Here is a 25,926-nt window from a genome sequence, read left to right on the forward strand (position 1 = left end):
GATTGGGCAGGTCAGCGTTTAGCTGGTGTGGATGAGGTGGCTGCACCCGCAGGCGCGTGCTTGCCCGTGGCCGCTTCATATCGGATGCGCGCCATATGGAAATCCCGCACGGCATCCAGCGCAGCGGCCTCCAGTTGCAGGCGTTGCTCACGCGCCCGCAGGATGGTCAGCAGATTGGTCTGCCCCTGCTCATAGGCTTTTTCCAGCTTGTCCGTCTGCTCAATGACCAGCGGCAGCAGTTTGTCCCGCGTTTCATGCGCCAGGTCGGCATTGGCCTGCATTTCGAGGCGGGCCGTTTCGGCTTCGCTGATGATCTGTTTGCCCAGCGCTTCTCTTTCCAGCAATGCACGCTCCGCACTCGCGGCCTTCTCGGCGATCTCTCCCTGATTGCGATTCCAGAACGGCAGCGGGATGGAAATACTGAATCCATAGTAGCCCGTGTACTGGCGGTAGGTCGGCGTCACATCCTGCATTTCCCGCGAGGCAAACAACCCCGCTTTCACATCCGGCAAACGCCGCGCCTTGGCGAGTTGCTGGTCTGTCGTGGCTGCGGCGATCTTGGTCTGGGCCAGCTGGTAGTCCGCCCGCTGCATCCAGCCCGCACCCATGCCAGGAACGACCATACTCGGCAGATCGCCCGAGAGAGTCAGTGGCTCTTCAGGTGCTAGACCCAGCATGGGTTTGAGCTGGCCCATCAGGCTGATGCTGGTCGTTTCCAGTTTCCGCGTCTCCAGCAGCAGTCGCTGCGCATCCACTTGGGCCTGGGCGGCATCCAGAGCGGAAATCTCCCCGACTTTTGCACGCCCGCGCACAAACTCAGAAAGCTTCGTGGCCAGTGCCGTTTGCTGCTTTCGCAACACACGCTGCTGGGTGAGCGACATCAATTGCACGGCAAGGCTCTGTGCCTCCGCGATCAGGCGCCGTTCCGCGTCCCGCACCTCTAGCTCCGCAGCTCCCACCATCTGCGAACTGAGTTTCTTTTCCAGGCTCAGCCTGCGGGTGATGGGAAACGCCTGATCGATGGAAAACACCCCGGTTTGCGGGCTCACCTTGCTTTGATTTTGAAGAGCGTAGCCAAATGTCGGATTCGAAAGCCTGCCGGAGCCGAGCTGACGGCCCCTCGCCTCCTCCACCGCGAGCCGCGCGGCTTTGAGAGTGGGGTGCGAAGTGCGCACCTGCGGGCCAATCTCGGCAAGCGAAAGCGTCAGGGCAGGGGCCGTGGCGGCGGCTGCCAGCATCAAGGAGATACACAAAAGAGAAGAGCGAAACATGGAAAGCGTGATGGTTTGAGATTTGCAGGCATGGCCACGCCATGCCCTGGACCAGGGGAAAAACACAAGCGCCTCAGCCGTCAGTCGTGGACGGCGGCGCACACTTCTCTCAAACCAAAATCACCACGCAACGTGCCACCTGCAAAGCCGCAGGCGGCGGACTCTCGCCCCCAGTCTCCAGGGGCGTCTTCATCATTTCATTCACCGTGAGTCCTTCAATCAGCACCCACTCATGCATTGGAATCTCCGCCACCAAGACGGCTACAAAAGCCGGGATGGAAACCGCCGTCAGGCCAGCGGTGCCGGCCTGCAAATCCACCGTCAATGGCGCATGATGGTCCGTGCCCTCATGCTCACCATCCTCTTCATGTACATCCTCAGCGCAGGAAACATACCCGGCCTCGGCTTCGTGATGGCAGTGCTCCGCAGTTGTCTCCACCCTGATTCCCTGATGGTCACAAACAAACCCGCGCTGCATCCCAAACACCTGCGCGCACCCCACGACCAGAACGGCCAGAGTGGCTAGAATGCGCTTGGGAAGGAATGCCATGGCGGAGATAAGATGCGGGCTGGGTCGGCTTTGTTCAATGTGATTTTTTGCCAGCGCCACAGCGCAGCCCCCATCGCAAGTGCCGGAGACAGGACTCGAACCTGCACTAGTTTCCCAACCAGATCCTAAGTCTGGCGCGTCTACCAATTCCGCCACTCCGGCATGGAGTTGCATGCGGCATGATCCGTGCGGACACCCATGCTGCAAATGAATTATCGCGTGCGCAGCAGACGGCAGGCGATCCAGCCGGTGGCCAGGACAGTGCACAGCGGCATGAGCCCCACCTTCAAATTGGCTCCGATCCAAGGCAGCCAGCTGCCGGAATAGGTGGTCAGGGCGCTGAAGTATTTCAGGCCAAAGACCCAGCCACCATGCAGGCCGATGCCGGCCCACAACGCCCCCGTTTGCATGCGCGCTTTGGCCAGCACCCAGCCGACGGCGAAGAGCGTGGCAAATTCAGCGAGGAGAAAGTGCACATCCCCAAAGCCGACGGCGATTTGTCGGAGCACGAGGAATCCACTGCTCCAGGTGACGGCGGCATCACTGATCTGCCAGCCTTCCGGGGGTTTGAGAAAATGTACCAAAGCGAAGACGAAAGTGAGTGAGAGCAGGGCTTTCGTCTCCTTCATGGTGCGCAGCAGCAGGCCCAGCAGCAGACCACGGAAGAAAAACTCCTCCACGATGCCCGCGCCGAGTGCGGCGGTGATGGGTTCCCCCAGTTTCCACCAGCGCGGGTCGGGGCGCAGTTGGTAGGCGCCCATCTCGAGGAAAAAGAACCCGAGCGCGAGCAGCAGACCCGAGGCCAGAACAAAGCCGACGGCCCATTGTTTGAGCCCCGTGTTGAACGGACGCCAGGCAGGCAGCAGCGTGCGTTCCAGCCGCACCCAGCGCATGAAGGGCCAGATGAAGGCGATGGCGCAGACAAGCACGGCGCGGTTGAAGTAGCGCGTGAACTGCGCCCGCTCGATTTCTGAGAGCAGCCACTTCACCAGCCCGGCGTCATGCAGGGATGAAGTGGAAAGCCAGCCATGGGCGGCTTTGCCAAGGTGAAACAAAGGCGCGGACAGCAGCGCCCCGCCAAGCATGACAGCGAGAAGATAGAGCAGGAGTTTCGGCAGGGCAGGGGAACTGCCGGGGCTGGCGGCTTGCATGGGAGCGATACTAGCGCATTCTGCGTGCTCTCAAATGACCAAAAACCAAATCCACGAATGGCATGAGCGTCTCGAAGACGGTCGCAAACAATACATCCGCGCGTACTGGAACTCGCGCGAATGGCTGTTTCGCTATGCCCATCCCGATGGCGAGGCGTGGATGCCCTTGGAAAATCCACCGCCGGAGCGCTGGCTGGAGCTGCGCGATCTGCTCTTCCGCAAGTATCAGCGCAAAAAGCTCCCTTGGAAGTACGTCGTCGATCTGGACAAGAAGCTGGAGGACATGGGGATCAAGATCGAGGAAGACGAGCCGAAGACAGAGGACGACTGACGCCCCGTCATTGGGCCCCGGCATTCGTTTTGATCTCGGATGTCACTCCTCCGCCGTAGGCCGCGCCAAAACGCATGCCCACCTGCACCTCGGGGAAAAGAAAACGACGGCCTGCGCGTGCGCTGCGCCGCCGTGAAACAATCCCGAGCAAGGCCAGGAGGACACCCCCACAAGCCAGAAAGATTGGAACTCCCAGCGCGAACGGTTTTTCACCCCGTTGCAGCCAGAGCGACTGTTTCAGCCGCACGGTTTCCATGCTGCGCAGCCGGTCCATCCAGTAGCGCGTGGCCTGGATGAGCCTTTCTTCGAGCGTGAGTTTGGTGTCGGCCTGGATGCGGCGAGCCTCCTGGATGATCTCGACGAGATCGGCCGCCGGGTAGCGTTCCCAAAAATCTGGAGAAAAAGAAATCGCGTTGCTGTTGCTGGCACGGTCGTAGGCCATCAGCACGGCAGGCCGCGTCCCGCTCCATTCACGTCTCGTGATCTGGGCCTTTCTGCGGACGGTGAGCCCGGCAGGCATGAAACTGGTGGCCTGGATCCACGCATCGCATTTCAAATTCTGGGAAAACTGTTTGAGCTCCTCGGCGAGCACCCGGTGGCCTTCAGCGGTGAGGGCGCGGGTCTCATCGCGAATACCGTCTGCAGGTGGCTCAGTCTGGGCCACTCCCCATCCTGCCATGGCTAGCCACACCGCAGCAAAAACCGGGAAAAGCAGGTGTCGATTGAGGCGTGGAGCGTATCGCATGTCCGGCCTCAGTCTGTCCCAGACCGGGCCTGAGGGCAACTTCCGGCGTGGCAGCCCTCGGTCCTTGACCCTATAATAAACGGGCTGGAGAGGGTTTTTTGAGGCTGGTTTGAGCGCGCTTGTGAAATTTTTCACAAAATCGCCTTGCCGCTCTTTGGGCAGCGTAGATAGATACCCCTCACGCACGCTACCAGCCCCCTGCTTTTCATGCCCACTGTCACCCGAGAATACGAGGCCCCGGATACCGCCGCCAAAGCGGCCCGGCAGCTCGAAGCTGTGGAAGAAGCCACGACGGACATCGTCGGAGAGAAACTGGTGCTCAACATGGGGCCCAGCCATCCGGCCACCCACGGTGTGTTGCGGCTGATTCTGGAACTCGACGGCGAAATCATCACCAAGTGCGATCCCGATGTGGGCTTTCTGCATCGTGGCGACGAAAAAATCGCCGAGAACATGCACTACAACCAGTTCGTGCCCTACACGGACCGGCTGGACTACCTGGCACCGCTGGCGAACAACGTCGCCTATGCCCTCGCTGTGGAAAAGCTCATGGGCTGGGAAGTCCCTGAGCGTGGCCGCGCGATCCGCGTGATCTGCTGCGAACTGGCCCGCATTTCCGCCCACATGCTCGGAGTCGGGGTGTTTGCCATGGATGTCGGTGCCATGACCGTGTTCCTCTACACCTTCACCGAGCGCGAAAAGATCTACAATCTGTGCGAGCAGCTCACCGGCGCGCGCTTCACCACCAGCTACACCCGCGTGGGTGGCCAGATCCGCGATCTGCCCAATGGCTTTGTCGGTGCCGTGAAAACCTTCCTCGATCAGTTGGAGCCTGTCATCGATGAGATCGACAAGCTGCTCTCGCGCAATCGCATCTTCATCGACCGCACGCAGGACATCGGGATCATCTCCAAAGAAGACGCCATCGGTTACGGTCTCACAGGCCCAAACCTGCGCGGTTCAGGTGTCGAACATGACCTTCGCAAGGCGCATCCTTACCTCGATTACGACAAGTACGAGTTCGACGTGCCAGTCGGCACCAAGGGCGACTGCTATGATCGTTATCTGGTGCGCATGGAAGAGATGCGCCAGAGCGTGCGCATCCTCCGGCAGGTGTTCGCGACTCTGCCGGAAGGCCCCATCAATGTGGCCGACGCCAAAGGGCTGCTGCCAAAGAAGGAAAAAGTGCTGATGAAGATGGAGGAGCTCATCCACCACTTCATCATTTCCACCCAGGGCATTGATGCTCCTGCGGGAGAAGTTTATTTCGCCGCCGAAAATCCCAAGGGAGAGCTCGGCTTCTACATCAACAGCACCGGCGGCGGTGTCCCGCACCGCTTGAAAATCCGCGCCCCCTCTTTCCTCAATCTCAGCATCATCTCCAAGCTGATCCCCGGCCACATGCTCAGCGACATTCCTGCAGTGCTTGGCAGCCTGGACTTCGTCATGGGCGAATGTGACCGCTGATTCATCCTAACCATTTCATCCGAGACACTCCCCCGCATGGCCTTTGAAGTTCCAGCCGAATTGGAAAAACGCATGGACGAGGCGATCTCGCATTACCCCGTTTCAAAACGCAGCGCCGTCTTGCCCCTGCTGCATCTCGTGCAGGAGCACTTCCGCTTCATCAGCGAAGAGGCTGTGAACTGGGTGGCCGCCAAGCTCTCTCTGGAGCCGATTCAGGTGCTCGAAGTCGTCACCTTCTATCCGGGCTTCCGCCAAACCGCTCCCGGCAAGTACCACATCCGCGTGTGCCGCACGCTCTCATGCGCCATGGCAGGAAGCTACGAGCTGATGGACGCGCTTTGCAAAGCCGGCAACATCGACCGCTCCCACACGGATCATCATCATCCCATCGCGGCCAGCGCCGATGGCAAGTACAGCATTGAATTTGCCGAGTGTCTGGCAAGCTGCGGTTTTGGTCCGGTCTGCATGATCGAGGACGACTTCTATGAGAAAGTCGATCCCGCCAAGGCGGGTGAACTGCTCGCTCAGCGCGTCTGATCAAGGCACAAAAAAGCGCAGGGTTTGCCGCTGCGCCTCTTGAGGTGTGACTGATGTCGGTTTCTTACTTGGAACGCCAGGACACAACGTCATCCTGCGTTTGTGCCTTCAAGTCCTGGCCCCAGCTGTAAATGGCGACTTCCAAGGGGAGCTTCTGCGGCGGAGGGCTGATGGTGTTCGCAGAGATCTTGGGATCCGAGTTGGTCAAATCTGGATTGGCCACCTGAAGATCACCATTGGTATCAAGCAGCACGTAATAGACGGTGCCCCAGAGATCGACCAACTTGTAGGGAGGCTGTGCGTTGACCAGGCCAAACTTGCCATTCCTGGCAATCGGCAGGTCGATGAATTTGATGCCCTTGGGGTTCAGGTTGACTGCTCCGCCGCCGCCACCTGAGGCAGAGGCTGATGTCAGCGTTGTGAGCGCACCGACGATGCCGCTGTTCTCATCTGTCGGCAAAGCCTGAATGTCCATTCCGGAGGCTGCCGCGCTGAGCAGGCTGGGATTCACCGGCCAGCGGTTGTAATCAACCTGATAGCTCGTGATGGCGCTACGCATGTCTTTGAGGACCACCTGCACCTGCAACTTTCTCCCATCCGCCATCAGCTTGTTGGCCTGTGAGATGACCAGACCTGCAAGGACGGCGATGATGGTGATCACCACCAGCAGTTCGATGAGCGTAAAGCCCGGTCGTGTGGAAAAGTTGGAACGAGGTTTGAGTTTCATGATCTTCGGTTGGGTTTGTGTTGGGCGTGTACCAGGAACGAAAGGGGTTCGAAAAAAACAGTCGTCGTTCCGACTGAAGTATTTAATCGTTTTTGCGTTGCCACGTCAATACTTGTCATGAACAAGCGCCAACTTCGACGGGTGCTGACAAGGTGAACCACGACCCTTGTGACCCTTGATGCGCCGCCTTCACCGGGAGCTTTGATTGTCAACTAATGCTTGCATCATATACTGCAACGATTTAAATCCGCGCTTCAAACCCCACTGAACACACACACAACCACGAATCGCATCAGACGATTCGAAATATCTCATATGGCAAAGACAGCATCCAAGGGCAGCGCAGACAAAAAGAAGTACGTTTACTTTTTCGGACCAGGAAAATCAGACGGTGATGGTTCCATGAAAGCATTGTTGGGCGGCAAGGGCGCCAATCTCGCAGAGATGAGCCGCATCGGCCTTCCCGTTCCTCCCGGGTTCACCATCAGCACAGAAGTCTGCACATACTTCTACGAAAACAAGAGAACCTACCCTGCCTCTTTGCAGTCGCAGATGGAAGCTGCCGTCAAGGGCATGGAAAAAATCATGGGCTACAAGTTCGGTGACGCCAAAGGCTTCCCGCTTCTCGTTGCCGTGCGTTCCGGTGCACGTGACTCCATGCCCGGCATGATGGACACGATCCTCAACCTTGGTCTGAACGATCAAACCGTTCTCTCCCTGGTTGCCGCCACGAACAACGAACGCTTCGCCTGGGACTGCTACCGCCGTTTCGTTCAAATGTATGGTGACGTCGTTCTCGGCGTGCAGAAGCTCGAAGGTGAAGACCATGAGCCGTTTGAAATGGCCATCGAAAAGTTCAAACACGAAACCTACGGCAAGGACATCATCGACAGCGATCTGACCGCCGATGACCAGAAGGAACTGGTGAAGCGTTTCAAGGCTCTCGTCAAAGAGCGCACCGGCAAGGTGTTCCCTTCCGATCCATGGGATCAGCTGCGTGGTGCTGCCGGCGCCGTCTTCGGCAGCTGGATGAATGACCGCGCCATCGTTTATCGCCGCAAGTACAACATCCCTGCCGAGTGGGGCACTGCCGTGAACGTGCAGGCCATGGTCTTCGGCAACACCGGTCCGACTTCTGGATCCGGCGTGGCCTTCACCCGCAATCCTGCGAACGGCACCAACGAATTCTACGGTGAGTTCCTCATCAATGCCCAGGGCGAAGACGTCGTCGCCGGCGTGCGCACTCCTGAGCCGGTGATCCAGCTCAAGAAGGAAATGCCGAAGTCCTACGCCGAACTGCTCCTGGTCCGCCAGAAGCTTGAAAAGCATTTCAAGGACGTACAGGACATCGAGTTCACCATTCAGGAAGGCAAGCTGTTCATGCTGCAGACCCGCAATGGCAAACGCACCGCCGCCGCCGCTCTGAAGTTCTCCATCGACATGGTGAAGGAAAAGCTCATCGACTGGGAAACCGCCGTGCTGCGTAATCCTGCCGATCAGCTCGAACAGCTCCTTGCTCCGATCTTTGACGTCGCTGACGTGAAGAGGGCCAAGGCCATCGCTTCCGGTCTTCCTGCAGGCCCGGGTGCCGCATCTGGCAAGATCTACCTCAACGCCGACCGCGCCGTCATCGCCGAAGCAAAAGGTGAGAAGGTGCTCCTCGTCCGCAACGAAACCAGCCCGGAAGATCTTCGCGGCATGATCGCTGCCGAAGGCATTCTGACTGCACGTGGTGGTGTTTCATCCCACGCCGCTCTCGTCGCCCGTCAGATGGGCAAGGTTTGCATCTGCGGTGCCGCCGCTCTGGAAATCGATTACGACAAGAAGACGGTTTCTGTCGCAGGTGTGACCTTCAATGAAGGGGATTACCTCTCCATCGACGGCACCAGTGGCATCGTTTACGGTGGCGAGCTGAAGACCGCTCCTTCCGAAATCATCACTGGCATGATCAGCGGCGACAAGGCCGCCCAAGGCACCGAAAAATTCAAGAGCTTCCAGCAGCTCATGATCTGGTGCTCCAAGGCCACTCGCATGCAGGTCCGCACCAACGCCGACAATCCGGAGCAGACGCAGAACGCCATCGCTTTCGGTGCTCAGGGCATCGGTCTCACCCGCACCGAACACATGTTCTTTGAAGGTGACCGCATCGACGCCGTGCGTGAAATGATTCTGGCTGACAACGTGGCTGACCGCAAAAAGGCGCTCGCCAAACTGCTGCCTTATCAGCGTGATGACTTCACCGGCATCTTCAAGGCCCTCAAAGGTCTTCCTGCCACCATCCGTCTGCTTGATCCTCCGCTTCACGAATTCGTGCCGCACGAAGAAAAAGCTCAGGCTGAACTCGCCAAGAAAATGGGCGTGTCGGTTGAGAAAGTCACCGCACGTGTTGCTGCTCTGCATGAGTTCAATCCGATGCTCGGACATCGCGGCTGCCGTCTCGGCATCGCCTATCCTGAGATCACCGAGATGCAGGCTCGCGCCATCTTTGAAGCCGCCGCAGATGTGGCGAAGCTGAAGATCAAGGTGAAACCTGAGGTGATGATTCCGCTCGTCGGCTTCAAGAAAGAACTCGACCTGCAGGTCGAAATCGTGCATAAGGTAGCAAAAGAAGTGATGGCTGAGAAAAAAATTAAGCTCGACTATCTTGTCGGCACCATGATTGAGGTGCCGCGTGGAGCTCTCACGGCTGATGAAATCGCCGAGACCGCACAGTTCTTCAGCTTCGGCACCAATGACCTCACGCAGACTGCGCTTGGCATCAGCCGTGATGACATGGGCAGCTTCCTGATGCCTTACACGGAGAACGAAATCTTCAAGAAGAACCCCTTTGCCACGCTGGATCAAACCGGTGTTGGCCAGCTCATCAATATCGCCATCGAAAAAGGCCGCAAGACCAAGCCCGACATCAAGCTGGGCATCTGCGGTGAACACGGCGGCGATCCTGAGAGCGTCAAATTCTGCCATCGTGCAGGCCTCACGTATGTGAGTTGCAGTCCTTTCCGGGTCCCAGTCGCACGCCTTGCCGCAGCGCAGGCCGCGATCGAAGAAAAGCGCGCCGCCGCTCCGGCCGCCGCAGGAAAAAGTGTCCGTGGAGGTGCCAAAAGCGCGTCCGTGGCAAAACAAAACAACAACGCAACCAACAACAAACAGAGGATAAACACCATGGCTAAGAAAGCTGCAAAGAAAGCCGCCAAAAAGGCGCCCGCAAAGAAAGCCGTCAAAGTCGCAAAGAAGGCCGCTAAGAAGGCTGCGAAGAAGAAGTAACGCATTGGCCTCCTAGGGAGGTCAATGTGGCGGAGCAATCCGCCGCCAAAAGCCCTGTGGGGATCACTCCTCACAGGGCTTTATCTTTGAATGCGATGGCCTTTGTCGCGATCTCGGTCCAGAAATGAACGTGTGTCTGTTCTTAACGCTTCACGTCTTGGTCGTAAACGGAGCCGGGAGGCGGCGCAGAAAGATAGGTTCCCCCGGCCGACATGGCATCATTGCGGATGCTTTTGGATTGGCTGAGCTGTTCATTGGCAGCTCGCATGCTGCCCATGCCTGCGGAACCTCCCATGCCTGTAACGGCCCCATAATTCTGGTAGGATGGGCTGTAGAAGGAGTTGCCTCCCTGAGTGACTTGGACTGAATTCAAAGCCACGGGCTGGTCAGGAGTCGGAACCCCGTCGGATTTGCGCTCTGATTCCGCAAGGTAGTGTTTGTTCCATGCCGCGTTGTTGACGTTCTCAGCGACCTTGGAATCCAGCCGGTGCTTTTCTTCCGCATAGTCAGCCTTGCTCAGTGCACCGCTGGCGCGCTTTTTCTCAAGTTCATCGTACATGACCTGATATCTGGCGCGGACCACTTTTTCGTAGGCATTCAGATCTGCCAATGTGGGGATGCTGTCCATCGTTCTGCTGGCGCATGAAGCCAGAAGACCAGAGAGCACTGCGGCCTGGAGGAGTTTCGAGACGTTATTCATAGTTCATTCTAAGCCCCCCGCAGCGGCATTTCAAATCAAAGCGCCGTTGCATACCGCACCCCCGCAGCCCATCTTATGACAGAAAACGCCCCTGTTTTGGACCCCATCGACGCTGCTCTGCAAGCCCCCGAACCCCGCGGCAACTACCTGCCGTATCCGGCTTCACGCCTGGCTGCCAAAATCATCCCCCAGGATCTTACCAACTTCAAATCCCGCGGAGTCTCCCGGGTCGAGCGCGTCCTCCAGCAGGAGATGGTGGAAATCCAGGAGCGCTACATGGAGGTCATCGACGCGTTCAACTGGAACAAGCTTATCTACGAAAGCAGCTTCGGTTTTGAACCCGTCTGTGGCGAGGTCTACCACCTCTACGAAGTCTCGGGCAGGCACCAGCTCAGCATGATTTCTCCCGAAGAGTGGCATCAGCGCTGGCTCGGCAGTGTCAGACTGAATGCGGATGGCCGCTGGCAGATTGAAAAAGCTGCGCCAGATTTCAGCATTCGCGACTGGGTGCAGACCTCGGTCGCCTCTTGATGCAACCCACCTTCTCAGACATCGGCCAGCGCCTAGCGGGCCCCAGCGGCATCCAGGAACTCATGGATGATTGCGGAGCCGCGCTCACCACCCATCCGGACATGCGCATGCTCGGCGGCGGCCAGCCTGCGGCCATTCCCGAGGTGCAGCAGCTCTGGCGCGCTCGCATGCACGCCATGCTCGACGATGGCAGCATCGACCGCACCTTGCTCAACTACGATCCCCCCGGTGGCAATCCGCTCTTCCGCGAAGCCTTCGCCGCCTTTCTCCAGCGTGAATGCGGCTGGAACGTGACCCACGAAAACATCGCGGTCATGCCGAGTTCGCAGTCCGCATTCTTCCTGCTCTTCAATCTTCTCGCCGGTCAGACCGGCACCACCAAGCGCCGCATCCTCTTCCCGCTGCTGCCTGAATACATCGGCTATGCCAATCAGGCGCTCTCCCCCGGCCAGTTCACCGCTTGTCTCCCCCGCATTGTCGAAACCGCCCCGCACGAGATCAAATACCACGTCGATTTCGATCAGCTGCGCATCACACCCGACATCGCCGCGATGTGTGTCTCGTGCCCCACGAATCCCACGGGCAACGTGCTCACGCAAAACGAGTTCGAAAGCCTGCACGCACTGGCGGATGCGAACGGCATCCCTCTCATCATCGACAACGCCTACGGCCATCCCTTTCCCGGCGTCATTCACAACGGCTTCCAGCCCCAGTGGCAGCCGGGCATGATCTTCAGCATCAGCATGAGCAAAGTCGGCCTGCCCGGAGTGCGCACCGCCATGATCGTTGCCGATCCTCACATCGTGAAGGCGCTCTCAAACATGAACGCCATTGTCTCGCTGGCGAATGGCAATCTCGGCCAGGCGCTCCTCATGCCGCTGCTCAAAGACGATACCCTCGTCAAACTCGGCCCTTCGGTCATTCGCCCCTTCTACCGCGAACGCTCCGACTTCGCCAAATCCGTGCTCGCATCCGCGTTGGGAGATCGCGTCCCGTGGGCTCTGCATGCTCAGGAAGGGGCTTTCTTCCTCTGGCTCTGGGTCAATGGACTGCCCATCCCTGCAGCAGAATTGTATCGCCGGCTCAAAGAGCGCAAAGTGCTCGTCATCCCGGGGCATTACTTCGCTTTCGGTCTGGAGAAGGAGTGGCGTCATCCACACGAATGCCTGCGGCTCACCTACTCGCAGCCGGAGCACATCGTGCGCGAAGGCTTGGAAATCATCGCTGATGAAATCATCCGCAGTTTCTGAGCCCTTTTCAGCCTTCATGGCGCGTGCCCTGTTCGATCCCGAACGCGGCTACTACACCCGCCACATCAAGACCGTCGGCGCACGCGGCGACTTCTCCACTTCTGCCACTCTCTCTCCAGCGTTGGGTCACGCCGTAGCCGACTGGCTCAAGGCCGAATCCCGCTTGCCGCCGCAGGTGCATCACATCATCGAGGTCGGCGCAGGCGATGGATCGCTCATGCATGCGGTGCACAAGGCGCTCGGCTGGTGGGCGCGCCGTCGCTTCACGTTTCACATCGTCGAGACCTCCCCGGTGCTGCGGCAGGAGCAGCAAAAGAAGCTGGGCACCAAGGTGACATGGCATCAAAATCTCGAATCCGCACTCGTTGCTGCGCAAGGCCACGCGCTCATCTACCACAACGAACTCCTCGACGCCTTCCCCGCCACCCTCGTGCAATGGAACGCCGCCGAGCAGCGCTGGCTCGAAGTCTGGGTGCCGGAAGAGCTTCACTCACACGCTCTCGACTCCGCCCATTACAGCGCCCTGCGTCACACCACCTTTGCCGACCGCCAGCGCTGCGAGCTCCACCCCAGTGTGCGCGACTGGCTGCACCGATGGACACCGCATTGGAAAGGCGGCGCCATGCTCACCATCGACTACGGCGACGAATTTCCCCGGCTTTACCATCGGCGGCCACACGGCACGCTGCGTGCTTATCTCCTGCACCAAAGACTCACCGGAGCCGACATCTATGCCAATCCTGGCCGCCAGGACATCACTGCCGACATCAATTTTACCGACTACGCCGCCTGGCTGCTTGAACTGGGCCTCACAGAGGCTTCGCGCCAGACCTTGGCCGTATTTCTGCATTCACACTCTGCACCTGCACCAGCCGCGCTCACCGATGCCGATGGAGCCGGAACTGCCTTCAAATGCTTCGTGCATCGCCGTCAGCCATGCGCATCATCAAATCACCCCACATGAATTCTGTTAACGACCGCCCCGGCACACTTGAAAAAGCGCTCAAGATCAATCTCGCGCACACCATCTACGGCACCTTTGCTGAAATCGGAGCCGGACAGGAAGTCGCCAATTGGTTTTTCCGCGCCGGCGGCGCATCTGGCACCGTGGCCAAGACCATGTCGGCTTATGACATGACCATCAGCGACGAGATTTACGGCAAATGCTCCCGCTACGTCTCGCGCCAGCGCATGTGCGACATGCTGGAGCATGAATATCCCATGCTCATTCAGCGGCTGAATGCCAAGCGGGGCGCCACCACCACCTTCTTCACGCTGGCAGACACTGTGCGCGCTCGTTCCTACCGCGACACCAAGGAGGAATGCCACGGCTGGATCGGCCTGCGCTTTCAGACAGATCCCGGCGGTCCCAGCAGCGAAATCCAGATGCATGTGCGTCTCTTGGACGACTCCAATGCGCGGCAGTCGGATGCCCTCGGCAAACTCGGCGTCAATTTCATCTACGCCGCTTTCCATTTGCGGGATGATCTCTCCACTTTCCTTCAAAGCCTGCTCGATGATCTCAGCCGCAAGCGTGTGGAAATCGACATGATCGACTTTACCGGCCCTGCTTTTGCAGCCTCGGAGTTCCAGGACCGTCTCGTGGCATTGAAACTCGTCCGCCTCGGTCTGGCTGACGCCGCACTGTTCGGGGCCGATGGCGAAATCTGGCAGGCTTCCGATGTGCTTTACAAAAAGCCGGTCTTCCTCAAGCGCGGCAGCTTTGATCCCATCACCAAGCTCAACCTCGACATGATCGAGCGTGGACAGGCCGCGTTTCAGGCAGATTTCGGTGAGGCCGCCCGCAACAACATCGAGATTCTTGAAATCACCATGCACAATCTCCTCGCCAGTGGTGCCGAGGTGCCGGACAGCGAATTCCTCGCGCGTGCAGATGTCCTCCAGGCACTTGGCAAAAACGTGCTCATCTCGACATACCCGGAGTTCCACCGTGTCAGCAGCTACCTTGCGCGCCACACACAGTGCCCCATTGGCATCGTGCTTGGCCTGCCTTTGTTCCAGGAGCTGTTCAACGAACGCTGGTGCACCGATCTCGAAGGCGGCCTGCTCGAAGCCTTTGGGCGGCTCTTCAAAAATCAGGTCCGTGTCTATGTCTATCCCATGGGCAACCCCATGAACGGCCAGATTCTCGGGTTGAACGACGTTCGCGTCACTCCTGAGCAAAGGCATCTGCTCCGCTACCTGATTGAAACCCAGAGCGTGCGGGCGCTGGAGGAGCCAAATCAGGACTTCCTCTTTCACACCAGCGCCGAAGTGCGCAACATGATCCACGCACGGGATGGCAACTGGCAGTCCCTCGTGCCAGACATCGTTCTTAAGCAGGGGCCGTGGCGTGAGATCGGGCAGCCAGTTATATAACACCGGCATACCTATTGCTTTTCTGGGCGCAACCGCTTGAATTCGCGGCTTCATGCCGGACTTCAAATTCACCAGCACAGAACCGCTCTGGATCGCAGTCTGGGTCGTTTATATCCTGATTTACTGGGTGACTCTCGCCTACCTGCTCAACCGCAGACGCTTTGGGACCCATGAGCGCATCCTCTGGTTCTTGGTCATCACTTTCGCACCAGTCATCGGCATTCTGTTGTTTTTCCTCATCAGCGAAGAAGACAAACTTCCAACCGGTCACGCATCCCAAAGCCGCCCCCCGCTTTCAGACACCACCGGCACTCCCTGGCAAAACAATCCCGGCCACACCAAAGACTCCGCCCCATGAGCGATCAAATGCCAGACGACCTCGACCTCATCACGATCACCCAGCTGCGGCAGGTCGCGAATCCAACACCGCAGCCCTACCGCTTGCACCTGCAGGTCGAATCACGCATCGAAAAAGCCACCAGCTCTGGCAGCCCGTTCTTCGAGGTGAAGCTCGTCGATGCCGCCGATTCATTCATCTGGCGAGTTTTTGACAACAATCCGCTCTTCCAAGATGCGTCCAAACTGGGGCGCAATGCTTTCATCCAGCTCGCGGGACAGTGGGTGGAGGGCAAATACGGTCTCGAACCACGGCAGGTGCAGATGCGCATGCTCGCCGAAGACGAAGCCAGTACACTGCTTCTCGGAGATCCCGATCTTTCAGCGCGCCAGTCGGTCGATTACGCAGACATCATCGCCTTCGTCGAATCCTTGCGTGACCCACGTCTTGCAAAGCTCTGCCGGGTGTTTCTTGAACGCCACGGCGAACGCTTCCGCCGCACCGGCGCGGCACGAAAGAACCATCATGCCCGCCGTGGCGGTCTGGTGGAGCATGTCGCGCAGATGATGCGCTGCGCGGTGGCGCTGGCGGGCCTCTATCCGCAGTTGAACCGCGACCTCATGATCGCGGGCGTCTTGTTTCACGACTGCGGCAAACTCTGGGAGAATGTCTATGCCGAGTCCGGCTTCACCATGCCCTACAATCTCACCGCCGAAATGCTCGGCCACATTCCGCTGGGACTAGAACTGGTGAACAAGCTGTGGCGGGATCTGCTGGAAGATCCTGCCGCGGTGGAATGGACCTCCTTGGAGCCCGCTTCGGAAATCGTGCGTCTGCATCTGCTGCATCTCATCGCGGCCCATCATGGCAGCCTTGAATTCGGCTCCCCCGTACTGCCAAAGACGCCTGAGGCCGTGGCGCTGCATCACGTCGATAACATCGACGCCAAGCTCGAAATGTTCCGTCGCGGCTATGCCAGCAGCAAAGAACTCGCGCCCGGCATCTTCGAGAAATTTTCCCCATGGCCGGTGAACATCGTCGCACCGCTGCCCGCCGTGCATCTGCCGCCGGCGGAGAGCGCAGCTTCTTAGGCGCGCAGTTTCATCAGTGCTGCGCGTACCATGAGGGTCTCACCCACGTTTTCCGTGGTGAGCAGGCCGATGAGTTCACCGCTGATGGGATCAAGGACCGGCAGGGCCGGGCAATTGCTGGAGTTCAAGGTTTCCAGCGCCTGAGTGAGGTCAATGGTTGACTGAGTCGATTCAGGGCAGGGGCGCATCACATCCACCACCGGCTGCCCCGGGCCCTTTTCCGCGAGAGCCGAGATCAGATCATGTCGCGTCAGCATGCCCTGGATGCCGCCATGGGCGTCCAGCACAGGAAAGTCCTGCTGTGCACCCGCGAGCAGCAGCTCGACTCCATCGCGCAGAGTGGCCTCTGGTGGCAGGCTGCGGAAATCCGTGAGCATGGCATCACGCACGCGCAGATTCCGCGTGGCCTCCTGCTGGGTTACCATGGCTGCCTCCTGCCCTGCGGCCATGAAGATGAAGAAGCAGATGAGCAGCAGCATGGGTTGAAACGTGTGGTTCAGCAGCATGTAGATGGCCACCATCATCGCAATGCCCTGCCCGATCGAAGCCGCCCGTCGTGTTGCAACACCGTACTCCATGAACATGGCAAACAAGGCGCGCAGCACCCGGCCGCCGTCCATGGGAAAGGCGGGGATCAGGTTGAACACGACCATGAGGATGTTCCACATCATGAGCTTCTGGAAAAAATGGCCTGATTGCAGAAAATCGTAGCCGGGATGGAACGCCGTGTTGATGCCAAGGCCCAGCCAAATAGCCGCTGCGATGATCACATTGACCAGCGGGCCGCTGATGGCCACCACCAGCTCCTGCGAAGGTTTGCGCGGCATGCGCTCCAGCCGCGCCACGCCGCCGATGGGCAGCAGCGTGATGTCCGGCGTGCGGATGCCGTAGCCCCGTGCAGCCGTGACGTGGCCAAATTCATGCAGCACCACGCACGCAAACATGGCGGTGATGAACAGGGTCGACTCCAGCGCTGCAGGAAGCCCCTGTCCGCTTAAAAAGCTCTGGCTGGCGACAAACAGCAGCAGCAGCAGGAAGGTGACATGAACACGAACCTCAGTGCCGGCAAAGGTGAAGAGGCGAAAGGACCATTTCATAGAGGGGGAAGTCAAAACTAGAGCTTGGGGGATTTCGAAGGGTCGTAGTAGATACGCACATCAGCGTCTTTGATGCCTAGAATCTCCTGCGCACGGCGCAAAGCATTCCGGGTGGAAAGATTGGGATTGGACGGACTGGCCGGGAAGAGATTGTCCTTGCCGATCACCTCCACCATGCCCGCACCTTTCAGCACGCGGTACAGATCTTTCGACACACCGCTGACGATCAGGTCCCGCCCGTCGGCACGCAGCGTTCGCACCAGTTCTTCGATGGCCATGGCGCAGGTGGCATCGAGGTGGCGTGCATTCTTCAGCCGCAGGATGACAATCCGCAGATTCGGGTCAGTGCAGGAGCCCTGGATTTGCGTGCGGAACAGGTCGGCCGACGCAAAAAACAAATCGCCCTCCACATGCACGATGGAGATGGCCGGATGCTGGCGCCCGCCCTGGTGCGCTTCGGCCAGATTGCCTTCCTCATTGAAAACGTACTCCACCAGCGAGGGCTGGCTGGCTTTGTGCAGATAGAGAATGATCGAAATGCCCACACCAGTGAAGATCGCCACATGCAGAGGCACCATCAGCGTGGCCACGAAAGTTGTGATAAACACCGCCGCATCCGCCCCCGTGGCTCGCAGGGAAATCTGGATCTGCCGCTTGTTGATGAGCGCCACGGCCACGCAGATCACCATCGCCCCCAGCGCAGCCTTGGGGATGAACGCCACCAGCGGGCCGATCGTCAGCGCCGCCACCAGACATACCACGCCACTGACAATCGCGGAGACTGGCGTCACCGCCCCGCTCTCATACGCTGCCAGCGAACGCGTCAGTGAATGGGATGCAGGCATGCCGCTGAGGTAGGCGCAGGCCAGATTCGCCGCGCCCAGGCTCAGCATGTCCTGATTGGCATCGACGTTGTGCCCCGATCGGCTGGCCAGCGTGCGCGCCATCGCGGAGTTTTCCATCATCGCCACAAACGCGAGCGAAAGCGCCAGCCCAAAGAGCTGGCTGAACTGCGCCGAGGCATTTCCACTGGTGAAGTCCGGAAACGGCGGCAGCAGCGTGCGCCAGGTGAAGGACAAATCGGAATACGTGGCCACCTGCAGCCCGGCTTTGTTCATCATCACGGCGATGAGAGACATCAGGATGAGCGTCAGCGTCAGGGCCGGGAAGCGTTTGCCGAAACGTTTGAGGCCGTAGTAGCAGCCTATAGCCAGAGCGCAGATCAGTGCACTCGGCCAGTGAATGCCCCCGAGATTGCCCAGCACATCATGCACATCGGAGACCAGTGTTCGAGCCACCGGTTTCCCGGAAGGCTCGGAGATCTGCTGCCCCAGCACCACCGGGAGCTGATGTGCAAACATCTGCAATGCGGCGCCTGTAAGATATGCCACCACCACCGCCCGGCTGATGAACCGCGCCATGTCCGCCACGCGGAAATACGCGCCGAAGATCAGCAGCGCACCCACGAGGAACACCAGCATCGGCATCGAGGCCATTTGATTCAGGTTGGGAAACGCGGCGAAATAGGACGACACCATGAAGGCCGTGGCATTCGTCGGCCCATAGATGGAATGCCGTGAGCTCATCAGCAGCGCGCCAACCACACAGGCCACGGCGGAACACGTGATGCCATAGGCCAGCGGCAGCCCTGCCACCACGGCAAACGCCATGCCTTGCGGGATGGCCAGCAGCGCACCGTCCAGCCCGCTCCTGGAGTCCGCCTTGAACATTTCTTTGTTGTAGCCCTTCAGCATCTGCCTGAGCGGAAACGGGTCCAGCTCGCTGGCTGCGGCCATGGTCTGCAGCCATGTTCGGCCCCGACTTGCGAATTCACGCAGTTGCTGGAACCAGGCTTGTAGATGGGAGGGCAAAAGAAACTCCTTGGAAACGCTTGGCCCATGCTAAACGCCTCAGCACAGATCACAAGCTTTGTGCTTATACGATTGCCACTGGACTCAAGGTTCTATCGAATCACCTTTAACCATGCCCGCAGATGCCGACGAACCCATCCCCGATGTGGTGGAGCATCCCATCGGTCCAGAGCTCGACCTGCACACCTTCCGGCCCAATGAAATCGGCAGCCTGCTGCCTGAATATTTCGCCGAATGCCGCAAGCGTGGCATCCTCCGCGTTCGCATCATCCATGGCAAAGGCAGCGGCACCCTTCGAAGCGGCGTCCATCAATTGCTCGCGAAACTGCCCGAAGTTCACCAGTTCATCTGGCCTGCCGATGAAACCAGCGGCTCTTGGGGCGCCACCTGGGTCATTTTGCGGGCCTGAAGCTCGTCAGGGAGCCCAGTTGGTACTCGTCCACACCTTCGGCTTGGCGTTTTCCAACTTTTCCAAATCCAGCGCCTTACCGTTTTTGACTTCCATCTTCTGCCCGCGGATTTCCAGCGTCAGGGGGCCAGTGAGATCGGTTTTTTCCAGCCAGAATCGCAGGCGGACGTCGCCCGTGCTCTGGGCTTCGATGCTCGGCGGGCGTTCCACAGGCAGAATAAAGGGGGGCACCTCTTTGCCTGCGCTATTGATCAAACGCACGTCCGGCGCCTGCATGGAGAGCGGCCGGGGGCTGGAATTCTTGTAGCGCACCTCCAAATCCAGCCGGGCATTGCCAAAATCCCGTTCCAGCGTGCTGCGGCGCAGCTGCAGGGGGGAATCGGCGCTCATTTCGGCTCCAGAACTGTTTTCAGCGGGGTTTGGGGCCGTTTGAAAGGACCACCAAATGGCGATTCCGCCTACGATAAGCAGCAGCCAGACCTCAAATCTCTGAAAAATACGCATGATGGCTAAAATCGGGGATGTCGTTCTCTGTTTGTCAAAACCGTCAAACTGTCTATCATGCGCGCCCCTCCGGCCCGGACGCGGTTCCCCACCGCCCGGTTGTTGGGATGGAAAACACTTCGCCCCCTAACCTCTTTCTCATGAACATCAACGTCGAACATCAGCCCAACTGCCGCGCCGTCGCCCACGTCCGCGTTCCTTCCGACCAGGTCGGCAAAGAACGTGACGAGATCATCACCTACTTCGCCGGCATGGTTCGCATGCCCGGCTATCGCCCCGGCAAAACGCCGAAGAGCATCGTCGCCAAGCGCTACGAAAACGAAGTGAAGGACGAACTCGAGAAGAAGCTCATCAGCGAAGGCCTGCGCCAGGCCGTGAAGAGCGAAGGCCTCGAACTCCTCAACGTCCTCGCCGTGAACGACAAAATGTATCACGACACAGACAAGAGCTTCAGCTTCACCATCGAGATGAGCCTCGCGCCGAAGTTTGAGCTGCCCGAGTACACCGGCATCCCGGTCAAGCTCCCCCGCATCGAAGTCACCGACGCTGATGTGGACCACGATCTCCTCCACCTCCGCGAAAACCAGGCCACCTACGAAGACGTGGACCGTGTCGCCGCCGTGGGTGATGTCGTCGTTCTCAGCGTCACCGGCAGCCTCGACGGCCAGCCCATCGCCGAAGCCATGCCAGATGCCCCCTCCCATCTCAAGGAGATGAAGGAAAACTGGTTCCTCCTCGCCGACGAAGACGATTTTCTCCCCGGCTTCTACGCAGGCCTCGTCGGCATCGCCAAAGATGACGAGCGCACGCTCAACATCACCCTGGCGGACGACTTCAACTTCGAAGCCCTGCGCGGCAAGACTATTGCCCTGAACGTTAAATGCCACGGCGTTAAGAACAAGGCCGTGCCGGAACTCACCGAAGAGTTCATCAAAAAGATCGCCGGTGAGGAAATGACCCTCGAAACCCTGCGCAATGAAGTGCGCGACGCCATCCGCCGCCGCCGTGAACAGGCCCGTGATGCCGCGAAGTCCAATCAGGTCATCGCCCACCTCTTTGAAAAGGTGGAGTTCGAACTTCCTCAGGAAGTCGTGAACCGCGAAGCCCAGCGCCGCACCAACGAAATCGCCCAGCGCGCCATGCAGCAGGGCATCGGCGAAGAAGAATTGATCAAGCAGCAGGACGAAATCCTCAACAGCGCCACCAATCAGGCACGCCAGAACGTCAAAGTCAGCTTCATCCTTGAGCAGATCGCCAAGAAGGAAGCCCTCGAAGTTCCCGGCCAGAAGATCGCCATGGCCCTCGCACAGATCGCTGAGCGTCAGAAGACCCCCGCCAAGAAGTTCATGGCCGAGGCTCAGAAAAACGGCCTCATCGACAACGTCCGCAGCGACCTGCTCCTGCAGGAAGCCATGGAGTTCCTCAAGTCCAAGGCCATCGTCGAAGAAACCGAGCCCGAGCCGGAACACTGCGACACGCACAGCAAGTGATCGCGGAGCCTGGCTCTTGGGTTGAAAAGTTCCTGAGTTAAATCAGGCTGGAGGCCGGCGAATTTTCGCCGGCCTTCGCATTTTGCGGCTGCGGGCTTGGTGTAATCCCAGCCGCAAGGTTTGCATTGCATGCCAAAGCCCGCATGTGCCATGAGTGCGCATGCCTCACGATCTCCACGCCGCCCTCAAACAGCACTTTGGCCACAAGGCCTTTCGTGCGGGACAGGAGCAGGTGATGGAGGCCCTGCTCGCAGGAAGAAGCGCACTCGCGCTGTTCCCCACCAGCGCGGGCAAATCGCTCTGCTACCAGCTCCCGGCGCTTTTGATGGAAGGTGTCACGCTGGTCATCTCGCCGCTGATTGCGCTGATGAAGGACCAGGTGCAGGCGCTGCGCGCACGTGGCATTGCCGCAGCACGCTTGGATTCCTCACTTTCAGCGGATGAAGCGGCGCAGGTCTTTGACGACATGCGCAATGGCACGCTGAAGCTGCTCTACATCGCCCCGGAGCGGCTCATGAATGAAAATTTCGTCGAGCGCCTCAAGCGTCTGCGCATCTCCATGATGGCGGTCGATGAAGCGCATTGCATCTCCGAGTGGGGTCACAATTTTCGCCCGGAATACCTGCGCCTGGCACTCGTCGCGAAGGAGCTCGGCATCAAGCCCGTGCTCGCCCTCACCGCCACCGCCACGCCTTCAGTCGCGGCAGACATTCGCAAGGCCTTTGGCATTGAGCCTGCGGATCATGTGCAGACCTCTTTCCTGCGGTCCAATCTGCACTTCCGCATCACGCCCTGCACCGCGCAGCAGCGCCTGCCCGTGCTCACCAAGCTGCTGCTGAAGCGCAAGGTCCCCTCCATCGTTTACGTGACGTTGCAAAACACCGCCGAGCATGTGGCCACGCATTTGCAGAAGAATGGCGTGAACGCTCTCGCCTATCACGCCGGTTTGCCGGACGAGCACCGGCACGCCGCACAGGATGCCTTCATGAACGGCCAGACCGATGTCATCGTCGCCACCATCGCTTTCGGCATGGGCATCGACAAAGCGGACATCCGCGCCGTCTATCACTACAACCTGCCCAAGACCCTCGAAAACTACTCCCAGGAAACCGGCCGTGCGGGTCGCGATGGCAAGGTCTCCGTCTGCGAGCTGCTCGCCTGCGCGGACGACTGCATCGTGCTGGAAAACTTCACCTTTGGCGACACCCCCACGCCGCAGGCCATCCGCCAGCTTCTCGATCATCTGCTGCTCCAAGGCGCGGAATTCGACATCTCGATGTACGATCTCGCCCATGCCACGGACATTCGCCCGCTGGTCATCGAGACGGTCATCACCAACCTCGAACTCGAAGGCATCCTGCGTCCGCTCGGCTCGTTTTACGCCAGCTACCAGTTCCGCTTCATCCAGCCGGAGCAGCGCATCCTTTCCGGCCATAAACCCGAGCGCCAGGCATTCCTCCGCCTGTTGTTTCAATGCGGCAAACGCGGCACCAAGTGGATCACGCTGAATCCTGACGAAGCCGCCGCCGAACTCAATGAACCACGTGACCGCGTGCTCAAAGCACTCACTTGGCTGCAGGAATCCGGCGACATCGAACTCAAGCCCAGCGGCAGCCGCCAGAAATATCGGCTGTCCGAAGACGCGCATCGCCGTGACCCCAAGGAGATCACCAAAAAGATGCAGCAGCTCTTTGCGGATCGCGAACGTCGCGATGTAGAGCGCTTGAACGAAGTGCTCGCCTTCGCCCAGCATCGCGGTTGCCTCACCCGCTGGCTCCTGCACTACTTCGGTGAAGAAATGGCCGCCGATTGCGGCACCTGCACCAGCTGCAAAGAGCGCGAAAAAGGCATCACCGACGAATCGCCACGCGAAATCCCGCAGTCCGAGCCGCCGCCGATCACTGTCGAGCATGTCGCCGCCATTCACGAGGTCATCGCCGAGCGCAAAGCCGCGCTGCGCTCATCGCGCCAGCTCGCCCGCTTCCTCTGCGGCCTCACCAGCCCTGCCACCACGCGTGAGCGCCTTGGCAGACATCCCAGCTTCGGTTTGCTGGAGCGCATTCCCTTTGGCGATGTCCTCGCGCAGACGGAATCCATTCTGAGCTAGGAAGCGCGTCAATAACGGGAATATACAGCGAGGAAGTGCTGCATAGGTTTGCTTGGAATTTTGCTGGCCTGATCTGAAACCGGCGCACTTTCCTCAATGAAACTTAAATGGAGCATCTGCGGTTTGTCCGCTTGTCTCGTCATCGCCCTGATGCTCCCGGCATGTGGTCGGAATTCTCCTCCGCTGCCGAAAGTGACGGTCAGTGAAGTTCCAGCACCCAAGACAACTTTGATCGTGTTGAAAAGCGGTATGCTGCTCAGGGATGTGGCCAGAGAGGTTTATGGGCATGAGCGGTTCTACCGCTTCATCATGGTGGTGAATGGATTGACGGACGAAAGCAAGATTCCGGCGGGGAAGAACCTTCAGACCCCGTCCCTTGCAGCCGCGTTTCAGGATGTTGGGTTGGACCCACATTATCAACCGGCGATCAATGCGCTCGCCAAAGCGACGATGGAGTTTGAATCCCTGATGCCAGCATACATGACAGTCCGGCAGGCCAGTGGAGTCAGTTCAGGAACATTCACCATTCCCAGAAATATTGGATCTGCCTTTTTTGCACAGGCGGATGCTATGGAGGCGGCAAAGAATGTTTTGTGCAAAGCCAAGCCGCCTCACGAAATTCCCACCATAACCATCCAGCATCTGGAGCAGTCTGTAACTCTCCTTCGAATCCTGGCTAAAGGCGAGATCGACGGTTATGGCTATGATTACGATATGGTAAGCCAGCATACAGCTTTGAGTCTCTCCTGCGCCTTTGTCTGGATGAAGGACGGCTACCGCTGAATGCGGAATCCTTCGAGTGAAACAATTCCTTGCCAGAACTCCCCTTTTTTGGAGGTATGTCCCTCTCTCAATTCAACCATCATGCGCATTCTCCCGCTTCTTTGCATCCTCCTCGCCGCAGCCAGCCTGCGTGCGGAATCCCTGCTGCCGCCAAACGCCCGTGTCGCCGTCATTGGTGACAGCATCACGGAGCAGAAGATCTACTCCAAATACATCGAGACCTACCTGCTGGCCTGCACCGGGCGCAGCGATATCAAGGTGTTTCAGTTCGGCTGGAGCGGCGAACGCGCTGGCGGATTCGCGGCACGCCTCGAAAACGATCTCGCGGTGTTCAATCCGAATGTCGCCACGACCTGCTACGGCATGAACGACGCCAGCTACAAGCCCTACGCCCCCGAGATCGGCGCTGAGTATGAGAAGAACATGCGTGCGGTGATCGATGGCATGAAAAAGGTCGGCGTGAAGGTCATGGCCATCGGCTCCCCCGGCGGCGTGGACCCGGATTACTTCAAGAAAAACGTCACCGGCCAGGACTACAACGACAACCTCTCCCACCTGCGTGACATCGCCAAGAAACTCGCCGAAGAGAACAAGCAGCCCTTTGCCAACGTGTTTGACACGATGATCAGCGCTCTCACCAAGTCGAAGGCGGCGCTGGGCAAAGAGTACGGTCCTTTTGGCGGTGACGGCTTCCATCCGGCACCAGCGGGCCAGCTCTTGATGGCGCAGGCATTTTTGAAGGCGCTGGGCTTTGACGGCGACATCGGTCGCGTCACGGTCGACATGAAAGGCCCCAATACCGCCAGCACCGGTCACACGGTTAAAGGCCTGCAACTCGGCAGCGTCACGCTGGAAAGCACGAAGTGGCCGTTTGTCTTCGACGCAGATCCATCCTCAGCAGGCAGCAATCGCAGCATCCTGCCCTTCACCAGCTTCAATCAGGACCTCAACCGATTCACTCTCAAGGTGGTGAACCTCGGCAGCGCCAAGGCCAAGGTCACCTGGGGCACCCAGAGCAAGGAATTCAGCCGCGAGCAGCTCGAAGCAGGCGTTAATCTAGCCGCCGAGTTCACCAAGACACCTTTTGATAATGACTTTGCCGCATTGACCAACGCCATCACCCAGAAGGAGAGCTATGAAACGATCCTGATCAAAAATCTCGTCACCCACATGCGCGTGATCGCCGCCGAAGCGGCCGAAGATCCCAAAGTGGCCGTGGCTCTGACGAAGCTGAAGAAAAAGCTCGCCGATGAGCATGCCAAGCAGGACGCCAACGTCCGCAAGTTCATCAAGCCCGTCACGCACACGATCAAGGTCGAAGAAATCCGCTGAGG

The 25,926-nt window shown here is 59.0% G+C and carries 24 protein-coding genes and 1 tRNA gene; 15 read left to right on the plus strand and 10 right to left on the minus strand.

Annotated elements, in window-relative coordinates; all coding sequences use genetic code 11:
- Positions 1-11: 11 nt before the first annotated feature.
- The 4 genes from AC24GY_RS06285 to AC24GY_RS06300 form a co-directional block, all read right to left on the minus strand.
- A complete protein-coding gene (locus tag AC24GY_RS06285; RefSeq protein WP_487681247.1) occupies positions 12-1,271 on the minus strand; it encodes a TolC family protein in 1,260 nt (419 codons plus the stop codon).
- 109 nt (positions 1,272-1,380) lie between these two features.
- The gene (locus AC24GY_RS06290; protein ID WP_487681249.1) at positions 1,381-1,821 is read right to left on the minus strand and encodes a hypothetical protein; all 441 of its coding nucleotides are present in this window, start codon (positions 1,819-1,821) and stop codon (positions 1,381-1,383) included.
- A gap of 80 nt (positions 1,822-1,901) precedes the next feature.
- Positions 1,902-1,983, minus strand: a tRNA-Leu gene (locus AC24GY_RS06295).
- Positions 1,984-2,033: 50 nt separating this feature from the next.
- Positions 2,034-2,972 carry a CPBP family glutamic-type intramembrane protease gene (locus AC24GY_RS06300; RefSeq protein WP_487681251.1) on the minus strand — a complete coding sequence of 313 codons (939 nt, stop codon included), beginning with the start codon at positions 2,970-2,972 and terminating at the stop codon, positions 2,034-2,036.
- A 34-nt stretch (positions 2,973-3,006) separates the two neighbouring features.
- On the opposite strand from AC24GY_RS06300, the gene AC24GY_RS06305 reads away from it, so the two are divergent.
- The gene (locus tag AC24GY_RS06305) at positions 3,007-3,303 is read left to right on the plus strand and encodes a hypothetical protein (protein ID WP_487681253.1); all 297 of its coding nucleotides are present in this window, start codon (positions 3,007-3,009) and stop codon (positions 3,301-3,303) included.
- Positions 3,304-3,310: 7 nt separating this feature from the next.
- Here AC24GY_RS06305 and AC24GY_RS06310 read toward each other — a convergent pair whose 3' ends face one another.
- Positions 3,311-4,048, minus strand: a complete 738-nt coding sequence (locus tag AC24GY_RS06310) for a hypothetical protein (RefSeq protein WP_487681255.1) — start codon at positions 4,046-4,048, stop codon at positions 3,311-3,313.
- 207 nt (positions 4,049-4,255) lie between these two features.
- Between AC24GY_RS06310 and nuoD the strand changes: the two genes are divergently transcribed.
- Together nuoD and AC24GY_RS06320 are read left to right on the plus strand one after the other, a co-directional pair.
- Positions 4,256-5,515, plus strand: coding sequence for an NADH dehydrogenase (quinone) subunit D (gene nuoD / locus AC24GY_RS06315; RefSeq protein ID WP_422317586.1), 1,260 nt, complete (start codon positions 4,256-4,258; stop codon positions 5,513-5,515).
- Between the two features lie 36 nt (positions 5,516-5,551).
- On the plus strand, positions 5,552-6,052 hold the full coding sequence (locus AC24GY_RS06320) for an NADH-quinone oxidoreductase subunit NuoE family protein (protein WP_487681257.1): 501 nt from the start codon (positions 5,552-5,554) through the stop codon (positions 6,050-6,052).
- A 64-nt stretch (positions 6,053-6,116) separates the two neighbouring features.
- Here AC24GY_RS06320 and AC24GY_RS06325 read toward each other — a convergent pair whose 3' ends face one another.
- The gene (locus tag AC24GY_RS06325; RefSeq protein ID WP_487681259.1) at positions 6,117-6,779 is read right to left on the minus strand and encodes a type II secretion system protein; all 663 of its coding nucleotides are present in this window, start codon (positions 6,777-6,779) and stop codon (positions 6,117-6,119) included.
- A 315-nt stretch (positions 6,780-7,094) separates the two neighbouring features.
- Between AC24GY_RS06325 and ppdK the strand changes: the two genes are divergently transcribed.
- The gene (ppdK, locus tag AC24GY_RS06330) at positions 7,095-10,043 is read left to right on the plus strand and encodes a pyruvate, phosphate dikinase (protein ID WP_487681261.1); all 2,949 of its coding nucleotides are present in this window, start codon (positions 7,095-7,097) and stop codon (positions 10,041-10,043) included.
- A 142-nt stretch (positions 10,044-10,185) separates the two neighbouring features.
- Here the strand turns inward: ppdK and AC24GY_RS06335 are convergent, their stop codons facing one another.
- Complete coding sequence (locus tag AC24GY_RS06335; RefSeq protein ID WP_422317594.1) at positions 10,186-10,743, minus strand: hypothetical protein; 558 nt, start codon at positions 10,741-10,743, stop codon at positions 10,186-10,188.
- Positions 10,744-10,818: 75 nt separating this feature from the next.
- Between AC24GY_RS06335 and AC24GY_RS06340 the strand changes: the two genes are divergently transcribed.
- The 6 genes from AC24GY_RS06340 to AC24GY_RS06365 are packed head-to-tail and all read left to right on the plus strand — an operon-like array spanning position 10,819 to position 16,331.
- On the plus strand, positions 10,819-11,274 hold the full coding sequence (locus AC24GY_RS06340) for a DUF2452 domain-containing protein (RefSeq protein WP_487681263.1): 456 nt from the start codon (positions 10,819-10,821) through the stop codon (positions 11,272-11,274).
- Positions 11,274-12,524 carry a valine--pyruvate transaminase gene (locus AC24GY_RS06345; RefSeq protein ID WP_487681265.1) on the plus strand — a complete coding sequence of 417 codons (1,251 nt, stop codon included), beginning with the start codon at positions 11,274-11,276 and terminating at the stop codon, positions 12,522-12,524. Before AC24GY_RS06340 ends, AC24GY_RS06345 begins: the two co-directional genes overlap by 1 nt.
- Positions 12,525-12,540: 16 nt before the next feature.
- Complete coding sequence (locus tag AC24GY_RS06350) at positions 12,541-13,488, plus strand: SAM-dependent methyltransferase (protein WP_487681267.1); 948 nt, start codon at positions 12,541-12,543, stop codon at positions 13,486-13,488.
- Positions 13,485-14,903 (plus strand): TonB-dependent receptor, encoded by a 1,419-nt coding sequence (locus tag AC24GY_RS06355; protein WP_422317602.1) that lies wholly within the window; start codon positions 13,485-13,487, stop codon positions 14,901-14,903. The genes AC24GY_RS06350 and AC24GY_RS06355 overlap by 4 nt, the downstream gene beginning before the upstream one ends.
- A gap of 52 nt (positions 14,904-14,955) precedes the next feature.
- A complete protein-coding gene (locus AC24GY_RS06360; protein ID WP_487681269.1) occupies positions 14,956-15,261 on the plus strand; it encodes a PLD nuclease N-terminal domain-containing protein in 306 nt (101 codons plus the stop codon).
- 8 nt (positions 15,262-15,269) lie between these two features.
- Positions 15,270-16,331 (plus strand): HD domain-containing protein, encoded by a 1,062-nt coding sequence (locus AC24GY_RS06365; RefSeq protein ID WP_487681271.1) that lies wholly within the window; start codon positions 15,270-15,272, stop codon positions 16,329-16,331.
- On the opposite strand, the gene AC24GY_RS06370 is transcribed toward AC24GY_RS06365, so the two are convergent.
- Both AC24GY_RS06370 and AC24GY_RS06375 read right to left on the minus strand, forming a co-directional pair.
- Positions 16,328-17,428 carry a site-2 protease family protein gene (locus tag AC24GY_RS06370; RefSeq protein ID WP_487681272.1) on the minus strand — a complete coding sequence of 367 codons (1,101 nt, stop codon included), beginning with the start codon at positions 17,426-17,428 and terminating at the stop codon, positions 16,328-16,330. The genes AC24GY_RS06365 and AC24GY_RS06370 overlap by 4 nt on opposite strands.
- 17 nt (positions 17,429-17,445) lie before the next feature.
- On the minus strand, positions 17,446-19,224 hold the full coding sequence (locus tag AC24GY_RS06375; RefSeq protein ID WP_422317609.1) for a SulP family inorganic anion transporter: 1,779 nt from the start codon (positions 19,222-19,224) through the stop codon (positions 17,446-17,448).
- A 187-nt stretch (positions 19,225-19,411) separates the two neighbouring features.
- On the opposite strand from AC24GY_RS06375, the gene AC24GY_RS06380 reads away from it, so the two are divergent.
- A complete protein-coding gene (locus AC24GY_RS06380; RefSeq protein WP_487681274.1) occupies positions 19,412-19,708 on the plus strand; it encodes a Smr/MutS family protein in 297 nt (98 codons plus the stop codon).
- Positions 19,709-19,714: 6 nt separating this feature from the next.
- Here AC24GY_RS06380 and AC24GY_RS06385 read toward each other — a convergent pair whose 3' ends face one another.
- Positions 19,715-20,098, minus strand: a complete 384-nt coding sequence (locus tag AC24GY_RS06385) for a hypothetical protein (RefSeq protein ID WP_487681276.1) — start codon at positions 20,096-20,098, stop codon at positions 19,715-19,717.
- A 254-nt stretch (positions 20,099-20,352) separates the two neighbouring features.
- On the opposite strand from AC24GY_RS06385, the gene tig reads away from it, so the two are divergent.
- From tig to AC24GY_RS06405, 4 genes are all read left to right on the plus strand, one after another.
- On the plus strand, positions 20,353-21,702 hold the full coding sequence (tig, locus tag AC24GY_RS06390; RefSeq protein ID WP_487681278.1) for a trigger factor: 1,350 nt from the start codon (positions 20,353-20,355) through the stop codon (positions 21,700-21,702).
- A 160-nt stretch (positions 21,703-21,862) separates the two neighbouring features.
- The gene (locus AC24GY_RS06395) at positions 21,863-23,809 is read left to right on the plus strand and encodes a RecQ family ATP-dependent DNA helicase (protein ID WP_487681280.1); all 1,947 of its coding nucleotides are present in this window, start codon (positions 21,863-21,865) and stop codon (positions 23,807-23,809) included.
- A gap of 96 nt (positions 23,810-23,905) precedes the next feature.
- On the plus strand, positions 23,906-24,592 hold the full coding sequence (locus tag AC24GY_RS06400) for a hypothetical protein (RefSeq protein WP_487681282.1): 687 nt from the start codon (positions 23,906-23,908) through the stop codon (positions 24,590-24,592).
- An 81-nt stretch (positions 24,593-24,673) separates the two neighbouring features.
- Positions 24,674-25,924, plus strand: coding sequence for an SGNH/GDSL hydrolase family protein (locus AC24GY_RS06405; RefSeq protein ID WP_487681284.1), 1,251 nt, complete (start codon positions 24,674-24,676; stop codon positions 25,922-25,924).
- Positions 25,925-25,926 lie beyond the last annotated feature (2 nt).

The organism is Prosthecobacter sp. Pr1 (assembly GCF_057652315.1).